We start from the raw sequence: 19,825 nt of genomic DNA, 5'->3' as shown, positions 1-19,825 counted from the left end.
GGCTAGAGCGGGCCGCACATCCGGGACGCTGGGACAGCGTCTCTCGTCCTGACCAGCACGAATGCCTGTGCCCCGGGACGCTCGTCACTCTCGACCGGTACGATGCCGCCACCGTGGCCGCAGCGACCCTGGGAGAGAAGACGGCGATGCACCAGCACCATGGGGATCTCGCCGCGCTGCTGACCGACCTCAAGGAACGCAGCGGACTCAGTTATGCCTGGATCGGGCGAAAGGTCAACGCGAGCAAGTCCGCCGTGCACCGGTACTGCGCCGGCCAGGCGGTGCCGCACGAGTTCGGGACCGTCGAGCGGATCGCCCGGGCCTGCGGCGCGAGCCCGGCCGAGCTGGACCGGCTCTACGCGGTGTGGACGGTGGCGGTACGTGAGACGCCGGCCCTGGTCAGCGGCGGCGAGGACACCGAGCGGCCCGCCGCGACCGGCGAGGACTCCGGACCCGGCGCGGCCGGCGAGGACACGGCGCCCGGCCCGGCACAGGAGAACACCGTCCCGCCGGCCGCCGACGTCCCGGCCACGCCGGCGCCGCTTTCCCCACCGGCACCGCCGTCCCCGCCGGATTTGCTGGATTTGCAGGATTTGCAGGATTTGCCGGTCAAGGCCGGACTGCGGCGCCTGTATGCGCTGGCCGCCGCCGCGGTGGCCGTGCTGGTGGCGGTCGTGGTCACCACGGTGGTGATCCGCTCCCCCGCCGCGCCGTCGAAGCCGGACCCGTCGGCGAACCCGCAGTGGATCAGCGGCCCGACGTGGACGCTGCCGCCCGCACCGGTGTCGCCGTCGTTCTTCGGGGTCACCGTCAACAGCTCGACCGGGAACACGCCCGGTTTCACCGTGGGCGCCCTGCGGCTGTGGGACAGCGAGACGCGCTGGGCGCAGATCCAGCCGGCGAAGGGCGTCTTCGACTGGTCGGTCCTGGACCGCCTCGTCGCCGGTGCCGAGCACGCCGGGTTACCGGTGCTGTACGTCGCGGGCGGCACCCCCGGCTGGGCCGCGCCGGGCGGGCGGCGCTCGGTCTACCCGGAGGACGCGCGGTCGGCCCCACCCGACGACCTCGCGGACTGGGACACGTACATGAGGGCGCTGACCCAGCGGTACCGGGGCCGGATCGAGGCGTACGAGGTGTGGGTCTTCGCCAACGACGCCCGCCTGTACTCGGGCAGCGTCGAGACCCTCGTCGAGATGACCCGCCGGGCCAGCACGATCATCCGGGCCGCCGACCCGCTCGCGAGGGTCGTCTGCCCCGGCATGGGCAACCTGTGGACCGCGGAGGCGCAGCGGGTGCTGCGCCGCTTCGCCGAGCTGGGCGGCTACGACCACTGCGACGTCGCCGGGATCAAGCTGCACCAGCGCACGGCCGAGGACCCGCCGGAGACGATGCTGGAGCTGACCGGGCTCGTCGACCGGACCTTCCACGAGGCCGGCGTGCACCCGCCGCTGTGGAACACCGGCACGACGTACGCCATCCCACTCCAGGGCTCGCTCGACGAGGTGAAGGCACGCGACTACGCGGTGCGGTTCTTCCTGGTCGGGCTCCTTGCGCGCAACGTCAACCTCGAGCGGATGTACTTCTACAACTGGGGCGGCACGAAGATCCCGATCGTGCTCCAGGCCGACGGCGGGCAGCCGACCGCGGCCGGTCTCGCCGTCGCCCAGCTGAAGCGCTGGCTCACGGCCGCGGAGATCCGCTCGTGCGGCCACGGCCCGGCGGTGAACCTGCCGGTCAACGCCTGGCAGTGCGAGTTCACCGTCGACACCCCGCTCGGCCGCCGCCGCGCGGTGATCCGCTGGGTCCACACGGGCACGGCCACGATGCGCACCGACCCGGGCGCCGCCGAGCTGTCCCGCCTCGACGGCACGAGCAAGCGCCTGCCCGCGGGTGGCGAGCTGGTCCTGACCGAGGAACCGGTGCTGATCAACTTCGACGCCTGAGGCCGCCACGGCCGGCGGGGTGGCGTCGCTACTCGAAGCGGGAGGGGTCGCCGGCGCCCACCCGCAGGATCTCCGGCTCGTCGGTCGACAGGTCGACGACCGTGGTCGGCTCGGTCCCGCACTCGCCGTCGATCACGGCGTCGAGCTGGTGGTCGAGCAGTTCCTTGATCTCCCAGCCCTGCGTCATCGGGTCGTCGTGGCCGGGCAGCAGCAGCGTGCTGGACACCAGCGGCTCGCCGAGCTCGGCCAGCAGCGCCTGGGTGACCGTGTGCTGCGGGATGCGCGCGCCGACGGTGCGCTTCTTGGGGTGCAGCAGCCGGCGTGGCACCTCGGGGCTGGCCGGCAGGATGAACGTGTAGCTGCCCGGGGTGACCGCCTTGACCAGCCGGAAGACCGAGTTGCTGATCTGCACGAACTGCCCGAGCTGGGCGAAGTCGCGGCACATGAGGGTGAAGTGGTGCCGGTCGTCGAGCTTGCGGATGTCCCGGATGCGCTCCAGCCCGGGCCGGCTGCCCAACTGGCACCCGAGCGCATAACAGGAGTCGGTCGGATAGGCGATGAGCCCGTCGTCGCGCAGCAGCGTCACGATCTGGTTGAGCAGCCGCGACTGGGGATTGTCCGGGTGCACGTCGAAGTACCTGGCCACCCGCAAAGCGTACGTGTAGGAAGGGCTCATGACGGATCGGGAGGCCTGTGGCTGATCCGGCCGGACACGGTCGGCCAGTGCCGCGAGTTCACGGAACGGTGGATGCGCCACGGCGACGGGTAGCGCCCAGCCGCCGCCACACGACCACGGCGTACCCCACGACCAGGGTGAGCGCGACGATCCGCAGGGCGTTGAACGCGGTCGCGGTGGTGCCGGCGGCGACGACCGCGTCCCGGAACGCCGCAGGGTCCGCGTCGTCGGGCAGCACCCGGCCGGCGAGCACCACGGCCACGATCAGCGGGACGAGGGTGATGCGCCAGAGGTGGTACGTCCAGTGCCGCAGGACGGCGTGCCGGTCGTGCCCCAGCCGCGTGGCCTCCCGCCCGACGGTGGCGAACCACAGGACGAAGAGCACGAGGTACACCCACAACCCGTCCCGCAGCACGTTCGCGAGCAACTGCGCGAGGTCGAGCACGGCGGCCACGTCGGGGTGGGTGATCGCCCCGGGGTCCTCGACGAACCGCTCGGCGACCGCGACCGCCCGGCGCAGGACCCGGATGTGCACCGCGAGCAGGCCGATGTGGATGACGGTGACCGCGACGAACAGCCAGGTGCAGACCCGCCACCACCACGCCGGCCGGCGCGGTCCCGCCCCGGCGACGAGGGCGGCGACCTCCGCGGCCGACGGCACACCGCCGTGCCGCGCGCAGCACGGCCCGGGGCCGTCGCCCGGGACCGGATAACCGGGGGCGCCGCACCGCACGCAAAGGGTCGGCACCGTCAGTAGCCCTTCCACTCCTCGCGGGCGTACTCGAGGATCCGCGGCTCCATCAGCGTCGACGGCGGGACGTCGACCCGGCGGCGGTCGGCCGGGAACACCGTGGCGGCGCGCAGCACGTCGGCGTCGAGGAAGCGCAGCTGGGTGGGCGGGTCGAGCCGCAGCTGCGGCGCCGGGCCGTCGGCGGCGGCGAGGAAGAAGCCCCAGTCGCCGAACGACGGCACGTCGACGTGGTACGGCACCGCGGTCAGGCCGGCCGCCGCCATCGACGCGCCGACGCACCAGTACGATCGCTGGGCGAAATACGGCGAACCCGACTGCACCACCACCCGGCCGCCGGGTGCCAGGGCCTTCTTCACCATGGTGTAGAACTCGACCGAGTACAGCTTCGCGGTCGCGGTCTCGTCCGGGTCGGGCATGTCGACGATGATCGCGTCGAACTTCGGCGTCTCGTCGCGGAGCCAGGCGAACGCGTCGGTGTTGAGCAGGTGGACGCGCGGATCGCTGAACGCGTCCTGGTTGAGCTTGTTCAGCCGCGGGTCGGTGCGGGCCAGCTCGACGACGGCCGGGTCCAGCTCGACCTCGGTGACCGACCCGACGTCCGGATACTTCAGCACCTCGCGCAGTGCCAGCCCGTCGCCGCCGCCGAGGATCAGCACGTCGCGCCGGGCGCCCGCGAGCACCGGGTGCACCAGGGCCTCGTGGTAGCGGTACTCGTCCCTGGACGCGAACTGCAGGTCGCCGTTGAGGAACAGCCGCACGTCGGCGCCGTCGATCGACTGGGTCAGGACGATCTCCTGATAGCGGCTCTGCGTGGCGAAGACGACCGGGTCGGCGTACAGCTCCTGGCGCGCGGTCACCTCGAAGCGCTGCGACAGCGCGTACGACGCGCCGAGCACCGCCAGCACGGCGACCGCCGCGGCCGTGAGCGAGACCATCGACCGGCGCACCAGGTCGCGCCGGAACACGGTGAGGACGACCGCCAGGCCCACGACGGCGTTGACGACCCCGACCACCAGCGCGCCCCGCAGCTGGCCGAACACCGGCAGCAGCAGGAACGGGAACGCGAGGCCGCCGAGCAGGGCGCCCACGTAGTCGGCGGCGAACAGGTCGGCGACGGCGCTGCCCGCGTCCTGCTGGCGGATGCGCTGAAGCAGCACCATGAGCAGCGGGATCTCGGCGCCGATGAGCATGCCGAGGAGCAGTGCCATCGCGACCAGCGCCGGGGCGTAGAGGTCGAGGTAGGCGAACGCGGCGTAGAGGGCCAGGACGGACAGGCCGCCGAACAGGGCGAGCAGCAGCTCGATCGCGGCGAACGCGACGAGTGCGTGCTTCTGCAGCGGCTTGGCGGCCAGCGCGCCGATGCCCATGGCGAACACCATGACGCCCAGCACGATCGACGCCTGCGCGGCGGTGTCGCCGATCAGGTAGCTGCCCAGGGCGACCAGGGCGAGCTCGTAGACCAGGCCGCACGCCGCGCACACGAAGACCGCCAGCAGGACCGCGGTCCTGCGCAACCGCGTCACTGCTTCGCGGCCGTCTTCGCGAACGGGTCGGTCTCCTCGCCGCGCTTGATCCGCCGCGACGACCGGATGCCCAGCAGGAGCGTGACGACGGCGCCGGCCAGCAGCACGCCGGTGACGAGCAGCAGCACCCAGCGGTCGCGCCAGAAGTCGTTGCCGGCGCTCGGCAGCGGCGCGGGGGTGCCGCTGGCGCTGGGCGCCGGCACCGCGCCGGTGGCGACCCCGGCCTCCTGGGCCAGCAGCGGCAGCGCCTGGGCCGCGTCGAGGATCGTCGACGTCGGGTCGTCGAGCAGCCGCGACGTGCCCGCGCCGAGCCGGTCGAACGCGCTCGCGTCGAGGTGGCTCGCGTTGCTGAGGTTCGTGGCGATGCTGTAGGTGGCGTAGTCCTCGGACTCGCTGCTGTCCGGGTAGTAGCGGTACCTGCCGTGGACCTCGATGTACTTCGGGCACTGCTCCGGGTTGTCGGTGACCCGCTTGCCGGCGCCGAGGTTGGAGCCGGTGCTGACCGGGCTGGAGGAGTCGAGCAGCTGCCAGCCGTAGCAGATGCCGTGGGCGGTGGCGGCGCGGTCGAGGTCGGCGACGACCGTGTTGACGTCGATGGGGTCGGCGGCGGTCACCGGGTCGTTGTCACCGCCGACGAAGAACGCCGCGACGCAGATGCCGACGACCACCACGACGGCGATCCAGACGCCCTCTTTGACCTTGCTCGTCGACCCCGGTGTCGCGGGCCCGGCGGGCTTCGCCTTGTCGGCGGGCGGTGCGGCCATCAGAGGATCGCCGCGGCGATGATGGCGCCCACGGCGAGGTGGACGGCGGCGGTGATCCACACGGCGGGGTGCCGCTCGGGATGCACCAGCAGCTCGCCGAGCTTGCCGGGGGTGGCCATGTCGACGACGATGAACGCCACGGTCATCACCAGCAGGCCGACCAGGCCGTAGCCGACGGTCGAGCCGATGCCCTGGAGGAAATCGCCGTTGCTGGCGACGATCGCGGTGACCGTGATCGTGCCGACGGCGACGAGGTTGGAGGCGAGCAGGATGGCCGCGTTGGTGTTGCGGTCGACCCAGATGAGGTGCCGCAGCGAGCCCGGTGTGGCGACGTCGACGAGCACGGCGCCGATGGCCATGAGCACGATGCCGATCGCGGCGTAGCCCAGGGTGATCGCCAGGTCGGTGACGAGTTCGAGCATGTCGACTACTTTCCGGTGCCGGGGCCGCCGCCGCGGCCGCTGTTGCCGTCGCCGCGCCCGACCCATCCGCTGCCGCCGACCGTGCCCGAGTAGCGGTTGTAGGCGGTCCGCAGCGGCTCCACCAGGATCAGGGTGCCGGTGCCGTTGGGCTTGAGGACGACGGAGTCCTTGGAGTACCGCAGGTAGATGCCCGTGCCGTCGGCGTACCGGCCGGCCGGTTTCCAGGCGCCGGTGATCTCGTTCGCGACGCGCGTCGGGGACTTGGTGGTGACGTAGGCACGGGCGTCGGTGCCGATGTCCCGCACCGCCGCCCGCTGGTAGTGCTTCGACACGTACGAGCGGGGCGAGAAGCTGCCGGAGAACAGCGTGAGGCCGCCGATGAACAGGCCGATCACGCCGAGGCAGGCGGCCATCACGTACCAGATGCGTCTCATCGTCGCTGTGTCACCACCGTCTCGGTCGTTACGAGTTCACCGGTCTGCGGGTAGGCGTGCGCGGTCCACCAGCCGGCGCCCCCGGGGACGGGTCGCGCGGCGAGCACGGTGAGCGCGTCGCGGGCGCCGGGGAAGGCCCCGGCCAGGGCGTGCTCCTCCGCCCGCGCCCGCCGGCGAAGCTCGTCGCACGCGGCGGCGAACTCGTCGGGCGGCAGCGCGCGGACGGCGGCCGTGAAGCGGTAGCCGGGGCGTGTGACGGCCGACGGCAGCCCGGCCGACAGCGACGGCAGGCAGGCGACCGTCTCGTCGACGTCCCGGAAGCGCACCTGGTGCGAGGCGCCCAGCAGCCGCAGCACGACCTCCTCGCCGCCCGGCAGGGCCACGCTCAGCGTGCGCAGCGCGGGCTGGGGCGGCAGGCCGAGCGCGAACCGCAGGTCGGCCGCCGTCGTGTCGATATACGGCGTGTCGAGCGTGACGAGCACGTCAGCCGCCCTGCGCCCACACGCGCACCTCGGCGCGCGTGAGCGGCTCGCCGTGGCCGACCTCCCACTTGTCGGGCTCGCCGGGCCCGGCGTAGGACTCGAACGACAGCAGCGCGCCGTCGCCGGACTCGTAGTCGGCGTACTTCGCGGTGCCGGAGCCGTTGAGCCCGGTCGTACCGCTGGAGACGAACTTCGCCGTCCCGGACTCGTCCTTCTTGTAGCGCCGGCCGTCGAAGTCGATCGTCGCCGGGCCGGGCGTCACGGTCGCCGACGGCACCTCGTGCCACAGCGACAACTCCAGGTCGGGGTCCTCCTCGACGGAGAGCCACATCTTGCGGCCGCCGGTCGAGTCGTCGAGCAGGTGCTCGGTCCAGCCCCACGACTGCTCCGTGTAGTGCAGGCTGCCACGCACCGTATAGGTCGTGCCGCGGATCTCGACGAGGTCACCGGCCTTGAGCTTGCGCGGGTCGCCGCGCAGCACGTCCTCGCCGGTGTCCCGGAACGGGTCCCGCGGTCCGGCCGGAGCAGCCGGAGCGGGTGTACGGCGGCGCAGCAGGACGACGACGAGCACCGCCACGACGACAAGCAGCAGCACGACGAGCAGTACCAGGCCGGTGTTCAAGGGGGGTTCCTTCGGCTCGAAGATCCGACTGGCCGCTGAATGTAGCAAGTCCGCGCACGTCTGGCACGGCGCAACGGCTTTCGGTCAGGTTTCGGGCATCCCCGGTTCGAACCGTCGACCCGCTGCATACGTTTGATCAGTGGTTGAGACTCAGCAGCGGGCCGATGAGCTCGTCGACGTCCTTGTGACCGAGTTCGGCGAACTGATGGCCGTGGACCCGGCCGCGTTCCGGCGCAAGTTCCGCAAGATGGCCGCCTCACCGTTCGCGTTCTACCGCGGCAGCGCGTGCGTGTTCTACGCCGACGTGCACGGGCAGCCCGATCCGTTCCTCGACGAGCGCACCTCCGGCGTGTGGATCCACGGTGACCTGCACGCGGAGAACTTCGGCACGTACCTCAACTCCGAGGGCATCCTGGTCTTCAACGTCAACGACTTCGACGAGGCCTACGTCGGCCCGTTCATCTGGGACCTCAAGCGGTTCGCGGCGAGCATCGCGCTGATCGGCTACGCCAAGGCGCTCTCCGACGACGTCATCGGCGAACTGGTCACCGGCTACGCCCACACGTACGTCGCGGAGCTGCGGGCGATCGCCGCGGGCGGCGAGGAGGCGATCGGGTCGCTCACGCTCGACACCACCGAGGGCGTGCTGCGGGACGTGCTGCAGCGGGCCCGCCTGAACACGCGCGTCGCCCTGCTGGACGAGCAGACCGTGCTCGTGGACTACGACCGGCGGTTCATGATGGCGGACGGTGTCTACCCCGTCGACGCGGAGATGCGGGCCGAGGTCGAATCGGCGTTCGCGGCGTACCTGCCGACGCTGCCCTCGTGGGACCCCGAGCGGCCGGAGAAGTACAAGATCAAGGATGTCGTCATGCGCAAGGGCGTCGGCATCGGCTCGGCCGGCCTGCCGTCCTACAACCTGCTGCTCGAGGGGCACACGCAGGCGCTGGAGAACGACGTCGTCATCTACATGAAGCAGGGGCAGACCCCGGCGGTGTCACGCTGGATCACGGACCCGCGGGTGAAGGGCTACTTCAAGCACCAGGGCCACCGCACCAGCGAGTCGCAGCGCGCCCTGCAGGCCCACGCCGACGCGTGGGCGGGCCACACGGTGCTCCGGGACGTGGGACAGGTGGTCGCGGAGGTCTCACCCTACGCCGCGGACCTCGACTGGAGCGACGTCAACGAGCTGGACGAGCTCACCAGCGTCACCGGCTACCTGGGCCGGGCGACCGCCCGGATGCACTCCGTCGCCGACGACGAGTCCAGCCACGACCTGGTGGACTTCTCCACGGAGGAGGCGATCGTGGCGGCGATCGACCGGGACGTGCCGGGCTTCGTCGCGTCGCTGGTCGGCTTCGCCCACGAGTACGGCGCCCGCGCCCGCGCCGACCACCAGATCTTCGTCGACCTGTTCCGCAACGGGAGGTTCCCGGGCCTGTAGGGTCGGGCGGGCCTAGGCTGGGGGGTATGGCCCGCATCGACCGACTCGTCACCTCCGGCACCTTCTCGCTCGACGGCGAAACCTTCGACGTCGACAACAACGTGTGGATCGTCGGCGACGACCACGAGGCCGTGGTGATCGACGCGGCCCACGACGCCGGGGCGATCCTGGACGCGCTGGGCGGCCGGCGGTTGCGGGCCATCGTCTGCACGCACGGCCACGACGACCACATCGACGCGGCGCCCGAGCTCGCACTGCGCACGGGCGCCCCGATGCTGCTGCACCCCGACGACCTGGTGCTGTGGCACATGAAGCACCCGGACGTCGAGCCGGACACGCACCTCGCCGACGGCCAGACGCTCAGCGTCGCCGGCGTCGACCTCACGGTGCTGCACACTCCCGGCCACAGCCCCGGCGCGGTGTGCCTCCACGCCCCGGCACTGGGCGTGGTGTTCTCGGGCGACACCCTGTTCCAGGGCGGCCCGGGCGCGACGGGCCGATCATTTTCGGACAAGCCCACGATCCTGCGCTCGATCCACGAACGCCTGCTGACCCTCCCCCCGGAGACGGTGGTGCACACCGGCCACGGCCCGGACACGACGATCGGCGCCGAGGCCCGCTCCCTCTGACCCTCCACCGGACGGGATGGCACCCGCTCCGCACCGCCCGCCGGTTTAGTGCTCGTCGCGCCGACCGATCTGCGCAGGTCGGCGCGGCCCGGCCTGCTTCATGATCCGGAAGAGTTCGCGCCGAATAGCGGCGCCAAGTCTTCCGGATCACGCCGAAGCGCCACACGTTCATGATCTGCGGTAACCCTGGAGCCTGTCGCGCAATTCGCTGGGACAGCGCCGGCGGCCCAACTACGCGCCGATCTTGGAGTTGTGGCGCCATGAACCTCCGAATTTGTCCTGGTTTGTCAAGGACCACAACTCCAAGATCAGCGCGGTTGTCGGGGTTGACGCGCGAGGGATCCGAATTGCACAACAGGCTCCCTGGGTGTCGTAACCCTTCGCGATCATGAACGTGTGGCAGAGGGCGCGCCGCTCGCCAGGCGGCCGGCACCGTGATACACGAGGGACGACCACGCCAGGCAGCACCACTGGGCGACAAGGAACCACTAGGCCCGGCAGCACCACTGGGCGACAAGGAACCACTAGGCCCGGCAGCAGCACCGGCCGGCGAGGGGGCCACCACGCCAGACAGCAGCGCCGACTGACGAGAGACCCACCAGATCAGGCGGCGCCGCTGGACACAAGGGCACGCGACCGACACGGCACCGCCGGACACGAGGACACGCAGCCGACACGGCACCGCCGGACACGAGGACACGCAGCCAACACGGCACCGCCGGACACGAGGACACGCAGCCAACACGGCACCGCTGAACACGAGGAGACTGGCCACCGCGAGCGCGGCACGAGACACGCGCCCCGACGCGGTGACTTCGAAGCTCCGCCGGACATGGGAGCACCGGGCGAGACGCGCGGACCATGACCGCCACGACCATCCCCCGCCACCACGGCCACCCTCGACGCCAGGCAGCTCGTTCAGTGCCGAGGACAGGGTCGCCATGATCACGAAGGGTTATGACATCCAGAGAGCCTGTTGCGCAATTCGGATCCCTCGCGCGTCAACCCCGACAACCGCGCCGATCTTGGAGTTGTGGTCCTTGACAAACCCGGACAAATTCGGAGGTTCATGGCGCCACAACTCCAAGATCGGCGCGTAGTTGGGCCGCCGGCGCTGTCCCAGCGAATTACGCGACAGGCTCCAGAGCTGCGCAAAGTCTTCGTGATCATGAAGGTGCAAGGGATCCGCCATGATCCGGAAGACTTTGCGCTGAATGGCGGCGCGAACTCTTCCGGATCATGAAGGAGAGCATCCGACGGGTGAGCGAAAACGGTCACCGTCGTCGCGCGCGATGATCGAAGATCACCTTTGACCCGATCTGTGCCGGAATGCCGGTGGCATACTTTTCGCGTGGTTGACATGCCCAGGCTGCTGGCCGGTCGGTACCGGCTGATCGAACCCATCGACGACAAGCGCTCCGTCTGGCGTGCGCACGACGAGGTGCTCCGGCGCCGAGTCGCCGTGAAGCTGCTCGCCGCGCAGCCGAATGACGAGACACGGTTGCGGGCCGGGGCGCAGGCGGCCGGGCTGCTGCACCATCCCAACGTCAGCGCCGTCCACGACTACGGCGTCGACGCCGGGGAGCCGTTTGTCGTCGCCGAGCTCGTCGACGGCACGCCCCTCGCCGCGCGGCTCGCCCGGGGTCCGCTGTCGTGGCGCGGCGCGGTCGAGATCTGCGCCTACGTCGCCGCCGCGCTGTCGGCCGGCCACGCCCGCGGGCTCACCCACGGCGCCGTCACGCCCGACAGCGTCGTGCTCACCGACACCGGCGTCAAGGTCGTCGACTTCGGCACGGCCGCGCCGCTGCCCGCCAGGTCGCCGTACCTCGCACCCGAGCGCCGCACCGGCCCCGCCGCCGATGTCTACGCGCTCGGCGTCGTGCTCTTCACGGCCCTCACCGGCAGCATCCCGCAGCCGGCCCGCCTCGGCCTCCTGCACGACGACCCCGATCCCACGCCGCTGCCACTGATCCCGCGGATGCCCCTGGAGGTCGCCGCGATCTACCAGCACTGCCTCGCCACCGATCCGGGCCTGCGCCCGTCCTCGGCCGCGATCGCACAGCGACTGGCCGTTCTCGCAGGTGTACGGGTGGGCGCCGTCGACGTCCGCGTCCCGCCCCCGCCGGCCGCCGACGACACGGTGCGACTGCCGGGAGCGTCGGGGACGCGGGAGTGGACCCGGGACCTGTCCCGGGACGGCACACGGGAGTTCGCGGTGACGCCGGGCCGCCCGCGCCGGGGCCGCCGGCCCGTGCGGCACGCCGTGACCGCCGGAGCGGCGGTGGTGGCGGTGCTCGTCGGCGTCGCCGGAACGGCCGCGGCCCTCGGTGTCCTGCGGTCCCGCACCCCGGACGCGGCCCAGTGGTCGGTCGGGTCCCCCGCGTCGCCCCGCCCGGCGGTGTCACCGACCGGCACGGCGGACCCGGGCGGCGCGGCCGTCGGCACCGCCCCGCCGTCGACGTGCACGGTCTCGTACCAGGTGAAGAACGCCTGGCCGGACGGCGCGACCGTCGCGCTGTCGGTCAGCAACACCGGCCGGTCCGGCCTGCGGGAATGGGCGCTCACCTTCGACCTGGACGGCCAGGTGCGGGCGGACTCCGCCTGGAACGGCACGTGGCAGCAGGAAGGCACCCAGGTCACGGTGTCGGGGCTGCCCGGACACACCGACCTGACGGCCGGCGCCGCGGTGAACGACGTCGGCGTCAACGTCGACGGTCAGCACGCAGACCGGATCCCCGACACGTTCCATCTGAACGGGGCACGGTGCCAGACGGCACAATCCTGACAGCCGACGCCGTTCGCAACAACATCGCATCTTTGCTTCCGTAGCAGCGCAAACATGCCCTAGCCTCTCGGCGGGAGCGCTCCCACGGCGCTCGACCAGCGCCGAGGAGCACCTGCATGACCCGTTTGTCGCGCGCGCTGACGGCCGCCGGCCTGACGCTCACCGCCACGCTCGCCGCCGTCGGCGGGAACGCCGTACTCGCCGCCATCGGTGGGAGCGCCGCGCTCCCTGCCGCCGGCGGCAGCGCCGCACACGCCGCCGCCCGGATCTGTGACGCGTACGGCACCACCACCGTCCAGGACCGCTACATCGTCATGAACAACCGCTGGGGCGCCGCCACCGAGCAGTGCATCGCGGTGACCGGCACCGGCTTCGCGATCACCGCCGACCACCACAAGGCGACCAACGGGGCGCCCGCGGCATACACGGCCGTCTACTACGGCTGCCACTACGGCACCTGCTCGCCGGGCACGACCCTGCCGATGCAGCTCGCGAGGATCGGCCGCGCGACGAGCAACGCGACCTTCACGTATCCGGCGACCGGCATCTACAACGTCAGCTACGACATCTGGCTCGACCCGGCACCCAACGGGCGGACGACGAACCGGCAGGAGCTCATGATCTGGTTCGCCAAGCGGGGCCCGATCCATCCGGTCGGCTCGAAGGTCGGTACGACCACCATCGGCGGCCGCTCGTGGGACGTCTGGTCCGGCTTCAACGGCACGAGTGCCGTGGTCTCGTACGTCGCCCGGTCCCCGCTCACGTCGTGGAACGTCGACGTCCTGAGCTTCGTCGACGACGTCAGGACCCGCAGCAAGGTGACCGCCTCGTGGTACCTGACGAGCATCCAGGCCGGCTTCGAGCCGTGGGTGGGCGGCACAGGCCTGGGCGTCACGACGTTCGGCGCGACGGTGACCGCCGGAACCCGGCCCCAGCCGTCGAAGACACCGTCGAAGGCACCGTCGAAGGCACCGTCGAAGGCACCGTCGAAGGCACCGTCGACCCAGGCACCACCGACGAGCGCGGCACCCCGCTGCCCGAGCCCGACGGGCCGATGACGGGACGGCGGACGAAGTGACGGCCGGGACGGACAACCGGGCCGCGGTCCGGCATGATGTCCGGCGTGATTCGCCTCTACGGACTGCTCTTCCTCATCGATCTCGTCGTGCTCGTGATCGCGTTGATCGACTGCCTGTCAACGGATGAGCACGAGGTACGGAACCTGCCCAAGATCGCCTGGGTGTTTATCATCCTGCTGTTCTCGCCCGTCGGCTGGATCGCGTGGTTCGTCGCCGGGCGCCCGCAGCAGGTGCGGGCCGGCGCCGGGGCCGCCTGGCGGGCCGGCAACGGGTTCCCCGAGGCCACCCGGCCCCGGACGACGGTGGCGCCGGACGACGATCCCGAGTTCCTGCGCGGCCTGGCCCAGAGCCGGCGCGAGGACCAGGACCTGCTGGGCCGCTGGGAGGCCGACCTGCGCCGCCGCGAGGAGGAACTGCGCAAGCGGGAGCAGGAGAAGCCGGACCAGTGACACTCATGGCGAAGGCCGGTCACCGCGGTGGTGACCGGCCTGACGCCAGGGGTGGAGTGGTCGCTCACTGCGATGGCATGAACGTCAGGAGCTCAGCGGACCCGTCACATCACGGAAACGTGCCACCGCGGCGAGCGCTCCCGGTGACGCCGGCAGGAGCGGCAGCCGTACGGCCGGGGTGCGGATCCGCCCCTGCGCATGCAGCACGGCCTTGATCACCGCGGGGTTCGGTTCGGCGAACAGGGCCGCCGCCAGGGCGGCCAGGCGGTGGCCCAGCGCCCGGGCACGGTCCACGTCGCCGTCGCGCCACGCCTCGAACAGCGCCACGAACGACGCGGTCGCGACGTGCGCCGAGGCGAGCACGCCGCCGTGCGCGCCGAGCGCCAGCACCGGCGAGATCACCGCGTCGTCGCCACCGAGGACCGCGAACGAGCGCGGTGCCGCGCCGAGGAACGCGACCGTGTCGCCGGAGACCGGGCCGTCGGCGAGCTTCATGCCGGCGACGTTCGGGATCGCCGCGAGTTCGAGCAGCGTCTCCGTCGTCAGCGCCTGCCCGGTGCGGTACGGGACGTGGTAGACCACGACCGGCACCGGCGAGGCGGCGGCGACCGCGCGGAAGTGCGCCAGCACACCGGCGTCGCCGGGCCGGACGTAGGGCGGCACGACCACCATCGCCGCCGTCCCGGCGGGCAGGTCCCGGACGGCCTCGGCGCAGGCGGCGGTGGAACTGCCGCCGACGCCGACGAGCAGCGGCACGCCGAACTTCGCGCACACCGCGACCACGTCCTCGCGCTCGGCGGCGGTGAGCGTCGCGGGCTCCCCCGTCGTGCCGAGCGCGACGAGCCCCGCGGCGCCGGCGTCGAGCACGGACGCGGCCAGGTCGTGGAGGGCCGCCAGGTCGGCCGAGCCGTCGGCGGCGAAGGGCGTGACCAGCGGTACGAAGATCCCGGAAAGGTCCATACAAGCAGCCTGACGAAGGCCGAGCGACAGGTCCAGTTCACATTCGCACCGTTGACCGTAAGCTGAACTGATGCTCGACGTCCGGAAGCTGCGCCTGCTGCGCGACCTCGCCCACCTCGGCACCATCGCCGCCGTCGCCGAGGCGCACGCCTACACCCCGTCCGCCGTCTCCCAGCAGCTCGCCGCGCTCGAGCGGGAGGCGGGCGCGGCGCTGCTCGCACGGACCGGCCGGCGGGTCGCGCTCACGCCTGCGGGCCGGGTGCTGGTCACGCACGCCGAGGACGTGCTGGCCGCGCTGGAGCGGGCCACCGCCGCGCTCGCCGCCACGCGCACCGGCCTGTCCGGGCCGCTGCGCATCGGCGCGTTCCCGACCGCGATGCGCACCCTGCTGCCGCCCGCGCTCGTCGCGCTCGGCCGGGCGCACCCCGGCCTGGACCTCTGCGTCGAAGAGCTCGACCCGGCGGTGGTACCGCCGAAGCTGCGCGACGGCACGCTCGACGTGGCCCTGGTGCACGACTACGACCTGGTGCCGATCGAGCCGGACCCGGCCCTCGAGACCGTGCCGCTGCTCGACGAGACGATCTTCATCGCCGGCACGCGCCCGCGCGACCTGCCCGCCTGCCGCGACGAGCCGTGGATCCTCGCCAGCCCGGGCACGCTGTGCCACACGATGACCGTCCGCGCCTGCGAGGCGGCCGGCTTCACCCCGCGCGTGCGCCACCACGCCGACGACTTCGTGACCGTGCTGACGTTCGTGGCCGCCGGTCAGGGCGTGGCGCTGGTGCCGGAGCTGGCCGCCGCGCCGCTCCCGGACGGCGTGGTGCTGACCCCGCTGGAGACCCGCCGCCGGACCCGCCTCGCGTACCGCGCCGGCGCCGCCCGCCACCCCGCCGTGTCCGCCTTCGCCGAGTCCCTCGGCACCCCACCACAAGTACATGATCAACGCGGGAGCGCCGGGGAGGGGGTGGGTGCGGACGGGGTGCCGGAGCGGAGCGGAGCGGGGTGACGGGTCAGGCCGGGCGCCCGGGCGCCGAATCAGAGCTGCGTGACGGCCTTCACCCCCTCGGATCCGGTGCTGCACCTGCTGCGCCGGGCGACCTACGGGCCGACGCCCGACGCGGAGCGCGAACTGCGCACCCTCGGCGTCACGGCCTGGCTCGACCGGCAGCTCAACCCGGCGTCGATCGACGACAGCGCCTGCGATGCCGTGCTCAGCCGGTACAACCTCATCAAACTCGACATCGCGGGCGTCCGCGCCGCCGTGCAGGCCGGCACGCTCAAGACCGGCGGCTGGGACGTCATGCAGCAGCTCGGCACCGCCACCGTGGCCCGGGCGATCTGGAGCAGGCGGCAGCTGTTCGAGCTGATGGCCGACTTCTGGTCGAACCACCTCAACGTCACGTGCCCGTCCAGCGGAGTGTGGGACAGCCGGGCCGCCTACGACGCGCTGCTCCGCAAGCACGCGCTGGGCCGCTTCGCCGACCTGCTCAAGGCCAGCATGACGGCGCCGGCGATGCTGTCCTACCTCGACAACCGCTCGTCGACGAAGGCGAAGCCGAACGAGAACTACGCCCGCGAGCTGATGGAGCTGCACACCGTCGGGCTCGTCCACACCGAGGCCGACGTGAAGGACGCCGCGCGGCTGCTCACCGGGCTGACCGTCGACAAGACCACCGGACTGTACAGGTTCGACCCCAACCAGCACGCCACCGGCGCGGTCACGATCCTCGGCTGGCGGCACGCCAACACGACCGCCGGCGGCGGGGAGGCGGCCGCGCTCGCGTTCGCCGACATGCTCGCCATGCACCCGGCGACCGCCGAACGCATCGCCCGCAAGCTGTGCGTGCGGTTCGTGTCCGACGAACCGCCGGCGGCCCTGGTCAGCGCGCTCGCCAAGGTCTACCTCGACGGGCGGACCGCGATCGCACCGGTACTGCGGGCGCTGTTCACGTCGGCCGAGTTCGCCGCGTCGACGGGCGCGAAGCTGCGCACACCGTTCGAGGACCTGGCGGCGACCGCCCGGGTGCTCGGCCTGCAGCCGGAGGCGTCCGGCACCGACGGCGTGCGCGGGCTCTACCACTACCTCGTCGACGCCGGGCACGCGCCGCTGCGGTGGGCCCCGCCGAACGGCTACCCGGACGTGGCGGCCGCGTGGGCGGCGCCCTCCGGCTTCCTGGTGCGGTGGAACGCGCACCTGAACCTCGCCGCCGGCTGGTACCCGAAACAGCTCACCAGGCCGGCGTCGACGCGGTCGTACCTCGTGCCGGCGCTGCCCGCGACGCACGGCGCCCTCGTCGACACACTCGCGACGCGGCTGGTCGGCATGCCGTTGCAGGCGGCGCACACCGCGGCCCTGCTCGGCTTCGTCGGCAAGACCCCGGCGAGCGCGCTGAAGGCGACCGATCAGTCCGTCAACGGCAAGCTGCCGCACCTCATCGCCCTGATCCTCGACTCGCCCTACTTCCTGGCCAGGTGACCGCCGTGACTCTCGCCTCCTGCTGCGTCTCCCGTCGTGGCGTGCTGACCATCGGCGCCGGCGCCGTCCTCACCGGGCTCGTCGGCGAGGGCCTGGCGACCCGGCTCGCGTTCGCCGGCACCCCGCACACCGGCGACACGCTTGTCGTCCTGTCGCTGCGCGGCGGGTTCGACGGGCTGTCGGCGATCGTGCCGATCGGCGACCCCGACTACTACACGGCGCGGCCCGGCATCGCGGTGCCGAAGGCGTCGGTGATCGCCGGGGACGGCATGTTCGGCCTCCACCCGGCGCTCGCGCCGCTGCAGGCCCGCTGGCAGGCGGGCACGTTCGGCGCCGTGCACGCGGTCGGGCAGCCGGACCCGTCCCGCTCGCACTTCCAGGCGATGGAGCGCATGGAGCGGGCCGCCGCCGGTGCCTCCGTGCGCACCGGCTGGCTGGACCGGATGCTCGGGGTCACCGGCGCCACGGCGCCGATGGCCGGGATCACGGTCGGCAGCACCGCCCCGGCCCGGGCGTTCGCCGGCCCCACGCCGGACGTGAGCATGGTCAGCGTCGACGGGTTCAAGCTCTCCGGCGACCGGATGCCCACCCTCGCCAAGCTGTTCGACGGCGCGCCGGACGTGCTGGCCCGCCCGGCCCGGGCGGTCGCGGCGAGCCTCGGCACCGTCGCCGCGCTCGGCGCGTACACACCCGCCGCGACCTACCCGGCCACGCCGCTGGGCAACGCGCTGAAGGACGTGGCCCGGCTGGTGAAGGGCAACGCCGGGCTGATCGCCGCCGCGGTCGACTACGGCGACTGGGACATGCACCAGGGCCTCGGCACCCCGGTCAAGGGGCAGCGGATGTACAACCACCTCAACGAGCTCGCCCTCGCGCTGGAGGCGTTCGCGACCGATCTCGGTCCCGCGTTCGGCCGGGTCACGCTGGTCACGCTGAGCGAGTTCGGCCGGCGGGTCGCCGAGAACGGCTCGCGCGGTGTCGACCACGGCAACGGCAACGCGATGCTGCTGCTCGGCGGCGGCGTGCGCGGCGGCCGGGTGCACGGCGCCTGGCCCGGCCTGGCCCCGGCGAAGCTCACCGCGGGCGACCTGGCCGCGACCACCGACTACCGCTCCGTCATCGGCGAGATCCTGCAGCGCCGCTGCGGGCTCGGCTCCCTGGCCGACGTGTTCCCGAACGTGTCCCCGTCCGAATATGGGTTGGTCTCCGCGAGATAGCACTGCTGTAATCGGGCGATGGCGCGCATCGACTGGTCTGACCTTCCGGAGCCGGTCCGGCGGGCGGTCGTGGACATCCTCGGCAGCCCGGTCGTGTCGGCGGAATCGCAGCCGGGCGGGTTCTCGCCCGGGACCGCCGACCGGGTGGTGACGGCGGCCGGGACCCGGGCGTTCGTGAAGGCGGTCGGTGCCGGGCTCAACGAGTCGAGCCCGTCGATGCACCGCGCCGAGGCCCGGACGGCCGCCGCGCTGCCGGCCTCGGCGCCGACCCCGCGGCTGCTGGGCTTCTACGACGACGGGGACTGGGTGGCGCTCGTCTTCGAGGACGTCGAGGGGCGGCCTCCGCACGTGCCGTGGCTGCCGGAGGAGCGTGACGCGGTGCTCGACGCGCTGCGGCGGCTCGCGGTGCCGGCCACCGGGCTGCCGTCGTTGCGCGACAGGATCGGCGCGGAATTCGCCGGCTGGCGGCGCATCGCGGCCGACCCGCCGGACGGCCTGGACCCGTGGGTGGCGCGGCACCTCGACGAGCTGGTGGCCTGGGGCGACCGCGGCATCGCGGCGCTGGCCGGCGACCGGCTCGTGCACGGCGACCTCCGCGCCGACAACCTGCTGATCCGCGCGGACGGCTCGGTGGTGGTCGTCGACTGGCCGTTCGGGGCGGCCGGCCCGGCGTGGTTCGACACGCTGTCGCTGATCCTCAACGTCCGCCTGTACGGCGGCGAGCTCTCCGACGACATCCTGGACCACTTCGAGCCCGACCCGGACGACGTCACCGGCTGCGTGGCCGGCCTGACGGCGTACTTCACGGACCGGGCCCGGCTGCCCGCGCCCCGCGGACTGCCCACACTGCGCGACTTCCAGCGCGACCAGGCCGTGGTCATGCTGGCCTGGTTGCAGCAGCGGCTCACGTGACCCGCACCACCGGGCGCCCGAATCCCGGAAATGTGCCGGCGCCGCGGGCGGTCCGGCGGGCACTACCCCCACCCGTCGGTCACCGCGGTGCCCGGCGCGCGCCCGGCGATCCGGGCCGCTACGGCACGTATTCCGACGTCGCCGCGATGGCCGCGCTGACCGGCGCGGAACAGCACGACCTCGAGGTGGCGATCACCGGCAGTGCCGTGCCGATGGACTGACACAGGCAAAAAGCGTTGGCCGTTGTACCGCGGGAG

The 19,825-nt window shown here is 72.4% G+C and carries 20 protein-coding genes; 11 read left to right on the top strand and 9 right to left on the bottom strand.

Features of this window, described 5'->3' with window-relative positions; translation table 11 throughout:
- The first annotated feature begins 113 nt into the window (after positions 1-113).
- A complete protein-coding gene (locus tag Dfulv_RS18985) occupies positions 114-1,943 on the top strand; it encodes a helix-turn-helix domain-containing protein (RefSeq protein ID WP_259865312.1) in 1,830 nt (609 codons plus the stop codon).
- 28 nt (positions 1,944-1,971) lie between these two features.
- Here the strand turns inward: Dfulv_RS18985 and Dfulv_RS18980 are convergent, their stop codons facing one another.
- From Dfulv_RS18980 to Dfulv_RS18945, 8 genes are all read right to left on the bottom strand, one after another.
- Positions 1,972-2,589: an L-threonylcarbamoyladenylate synthase gene (locus tag Dfulv_RS18980; RefSeq protein ID WP_259865311.1), complete on the bottom strand. Its 618-nt coding sequence runs from the start codon at positions 2,587-2,589 to the stop codon at positions 1,972-1,974.
- Positions 2,590-2,677: 88 nt separating this feature from the next.
- On the bottom strand, positions 2,678-3,367 hold the full coding sequence (locus Dfulv_RS18975) for a hypothetical protein (protein ID WP_259865310.1): 690 nt from the start codon (positions 3,365-3,367) through the stop codon (positions 2,678-2,680).
- Positions 3,368-3,369: 2 nt separating this feature from the next.
- Positions 3,370-4,893, bottom strand: coding sequence for a polyamine aminopropyltransferase (locus Dfulv_RS18970; protein ID WP_259865308.1), 1,524 nt, complete (start codon positions 4,891-4,893; stop codon positions 3,370-3,372).
- Positions 4,890-5,657, bottom strand: coding sequence for a hypothetical protein (locus tag Dfulv_RS18965; protein ID WP_259865306.1), 768 nt, complete (start codon positions 5,655-5,657; stop codon positions 4,890-4,892). Before Dfulv_RS18965 ends, Dfulv_RS18970 begins: the two co-directional genes overlap by 4 nt.
- Complete coding sequence (locus Dfulv_RS18960) at positions 5,657-6,079, bottom strand: DUF350 domain-containing protein (protein ID WP_259865303.1); 423 nt, start codon at positions 6,077-6,079, stop codon at positions 5,657-5,659. Before Dfulv_RS18960 ends, Dfulv_RS18965 begins: the two co-directional genes overlap by 1 nt.
- 5 nt (positions 6,080-6,084) lie before the next feature.
- Positions 6,085-6,513, bottom strand: a complete 429-nt coding sequence (locus Dfulv_RS18955) for a DUF4247 domain-containing protein (protein ID WP_259865301.1) — start codon at positions 6,511-6,513, stop codon at positions 6,085-6,087.
- Entirely contained in the window at positions 6,510-6,995 is a 486-nt protein-coding gene (locus tag Dfulv_RS18950) for a DUF2617 family protein (protein WP_259865298.1), read from the bottom strand. Before Dfulv_RS18950 ends, Dfulv_RS18955 begins: the two co-directional genes overlap by 4 nt.
- 1 nt (position 6,996) lies before the next feature.
- Positions 6,997-7,617 carry a DUF4178 domain-containing protein gene (locus tag Dfulv_RS18945; RefSeq protein WP_259865297.1) on the bottom strand — a complete coding sequence of 207 codons (621 nt, stop codon included), beginning with the start codon at positions 7,615-7,617 and terminating at the stop codon, positions 6,997-6,999.
- A 205-nt stretch (positions 7,618-7,822) separates the two neighbouring features.
- On the opposite strand from Dfulv_RS18945, the gene Dfulv_RS18940 reads away from it, so the two are divergent.
- The 5 genes from Dfulv_RS18940 to Dfulv_RS18920 all read left to right on the top strand — a co-directional run bounded on the left by Dfulv_RS18940 (position 7,823) and on the right by Dfulv_RS18920 (position 14,003).
- Positions 7,823-9,061 (top strand): DUF2252 domain-containing protein, encoded by a 1,239-nt coding sequence (locus Dfulv_RS18940; protein ID WP_259867761.1) that lies wholly within the window; start codon positions 7,823-7,825, stop codon positions 9,059-9,061.
- A 26-nt stretch (positions 9,062-9,087) separates the two neighbouring features.
- On the top strand, positions 9,088-9,690 hold the full coding sequence (locus Dfulv_RS18935) for an MBL fold metallo-hydrolase (protein WP_259865296.1): 603 nt from the start codon (positions 9,088-9,090) through the stop codon (positions 9,688-9,690).
- Positions 9,691-11,050: 1,360 nt separating this feature from the next.
- Positions 11,051-12,475, top strand: a complete 1,425-nt coding sequence (locus Dfulv_RS18930) for a serine/threonine-protein kinase (protein ID WP_259867758.1) — start codon at positions 11,051-11,053, stop codon at positions 12,473-12,475.
- A gap of 116 nt (positions 12,476-12,591) precedes the next feature.
- The gene (locus Dfulv_RS18925; RefSeq protein WP_259865295.1) at positions 12,592-13,533 is read left to right on the top strand and encodes a GH12 family glycosyl hydrolase domain-containing protein; all 942 of its coding nucleotides are present in this window, start codon (positions 12,592-12,594) and stop codon (positions 13,531-13,533) included.
- Between the two features lie 65 nt (positions 13,534-13,598).
- Complete coding sequence (locus tag Dfulv_RS18920) at positions 13,599-14,003, top strand: PLD nuclease N-terminal domain-containing protein (RefSeq protein ID WP_259865294.1); 405 nt, start codon at positions 13,599-13,601, stop codon at positions 14,001-14,003.
- Positions 14,004-14,087: 84 nt separating this feature from the next.
- On the opposite strand, the gene Dfulv_RS18915 is transcribed toward Dfulv_RS18920, so the two are convergent.
- Positions 14,088-14,963, bottom strand: a complete 876-nt coding sequence (locus tag Dfulv_RS18915) for a dihydrodipicolinate synthase family protein (RefSeq protein WP_259865293.1) — start codon at positions 14,961-14,963, stop codon at positions 14,088-14,090.
- 70 nt (positions 14,964-15,033) lie between these two features.
- On the opposite strand from Dfulv_RS18915, the gene Dfulv_RS18910 reads away from it, so the two are divergent.
- Genes Dfulv_RS18910 through Dfulv_RS18890 form a run of 5 tightly spaced genes read left to right on the top strand, consistent with a single transcriptional unit; the run spans position 15,034 to position 19,789 of the window.
- Positions 15,034-15,969: a LysR family transcriptional regulator gene (locus tag Dfulv_RS18910; protein ID WP_259865292.1), complete on the top strand. Its 936-nt coding sequence runs from the start codon at positions 15,034-15,036 to the stop codon at positions 15,967-15,969.
- 39 nt (positions 15,970-16,008) lie between these two features.
- Positions 16,009-17,439 (top strand): DUF1800 domain-containing protein, encoded by a 1,431-nt coding sequence (locus tag Dfulv_RS18905; protein ID WP_259865291.1) that lies wholly within the window; start codon positions 16,009-16,011, stop codon positions 17,437-17,439.
- Positions 17,436-18,656, top strand: coding sequence for a DUF1501 domain-containing protein (locus Dfulv_RS18900; protein ID WP_259865290.1), 1,221 nt, complete (start codon positions 17,436-17,438; stop codon positions 18,654-18,656). Before Dfulv_RS18905 ends, Dfulv_RS18900 begins: the two co-directional genes overlap by 4 nt.
- Positions 18,657-18,674: 18 nt before the next feature.
- On the top strand, positions 18,675-19,568 hold the full coding sequence (locus Dfulv_RS18895) for a phosphotransferase family protein (RefSeq protein WP_259865289.1): 894 nt from the start codon (positions 18,675-18,677) through the stop codon (positions 19,566-19,568).
- Positions 19,565-19,789, top strand: a complete 225-nt coding sequence (locus Dfulv_RS18890; protein WP_259865288.1) for a hypothetical protein — start codon at positions 19,565-19,567, stop codon at positions 19,787-19,789. Before Dfulv_RS18895 ends, Dfulv_RS18890 begins: the two co-directional genes overlap by 4 nt.
- Positions 19,790-19,825: the final 36 nt, after the last annotated feature.

It is taken from the genome of Dactylosporangium fulvum (assembly GCF_025137375.1).
Classification (GTDB): domain Bacteria; phylum Actinomycetota; class Actinomycetes; order Mycobacteriales; family Micromonosporaceae; genus Dactylosporangium; species Dactylosporangium fulvum.
The sequence above is the reverse complement of the archived record's forward strand: the minus strand, read 5'-3'. Positions and strand labels throughout refer to the sequence as shown.

What these genes read in the sequence shown, in the direction of transcription:
- Dfulv_RS18915 (WP_259865293.1), bottom strand. Translation starts at nt 14,963, where the DNA reads ATGGACCTTTCCGGGATCTTCGTACCGCTGGTCACGCCCTTCGCCGCC.
- Dfulv_RS18965 (WP_259865306.1), bottom strand. Translation starts at nt 5,657, where the DNA reads ATGGCCGCACCGCCCGCCGACAAGGCGAAGCCCGCCGGGCCCGCGACA.
- Dfulv_RS18960 (WP_259865303.1), bottom strand. Translation starts at nt 6,079, where the DNA reads ATGCTCGAACTCGTCACCGACCTGGCGATCACCCTGGGCTACGCCGCG.
- Dfulv_RS18955 (WP_259865301.1), bottom strand. Translation starts at nt 6,513, where the DNA reads ATGAGACGCATCTGGTACGTGATGGCCGCCTGCCTCGGCGTGATCGGC.
- Dfulv_RS18910 (WP_259865292.1), top strand. Translation starts at nt 15,034, where the DNA reads ATGCTCGACGTCCGGAAGCTGCGCCTGCTGCGCGACCTCGCCCACCTC.
- Dfulv_RS18925 (WP_259865295.1), top strand. Translation starts at nt 12,592, where the DNA reads ATGACCCGTTTGTCGCGCGCGCTGACGGCCGCCGGCCTGACGCTCACC.
- Dfulv_RS18940 (WP_259867761.1), top strand. Translation starts at nt 7,823, where the DNA reads ATGGCCGTGGACCCGGCCGCGTTCCGGCGCAAGTTCCGCAAGATGGCC.
- Dfulv_RS18935 (WP_259865296.1), top strand. Translation starts at nt 9,088, where the DNA reads ATGGCCCGCATCGACCGACTCGTCACCTCCGGCACCTTCTCGCTCGAC.
- Dfulv_RS18930 (WP_259867758.1), top strand. Translation starts at nt 11,051, where the DNA reads ATGCCCAGGCTGCTGGCCGGTCGGTACCGGCTGATCGAACCCATCGAC.
- Dfulv_RS18895 (WP_259865289.1), top strand. Translation starts at nt 18,675, where the DNA reads ATGGCGCGCATCGACTGGTCTGACCTTCCGGAGCCGGTCCGGCGGGCG.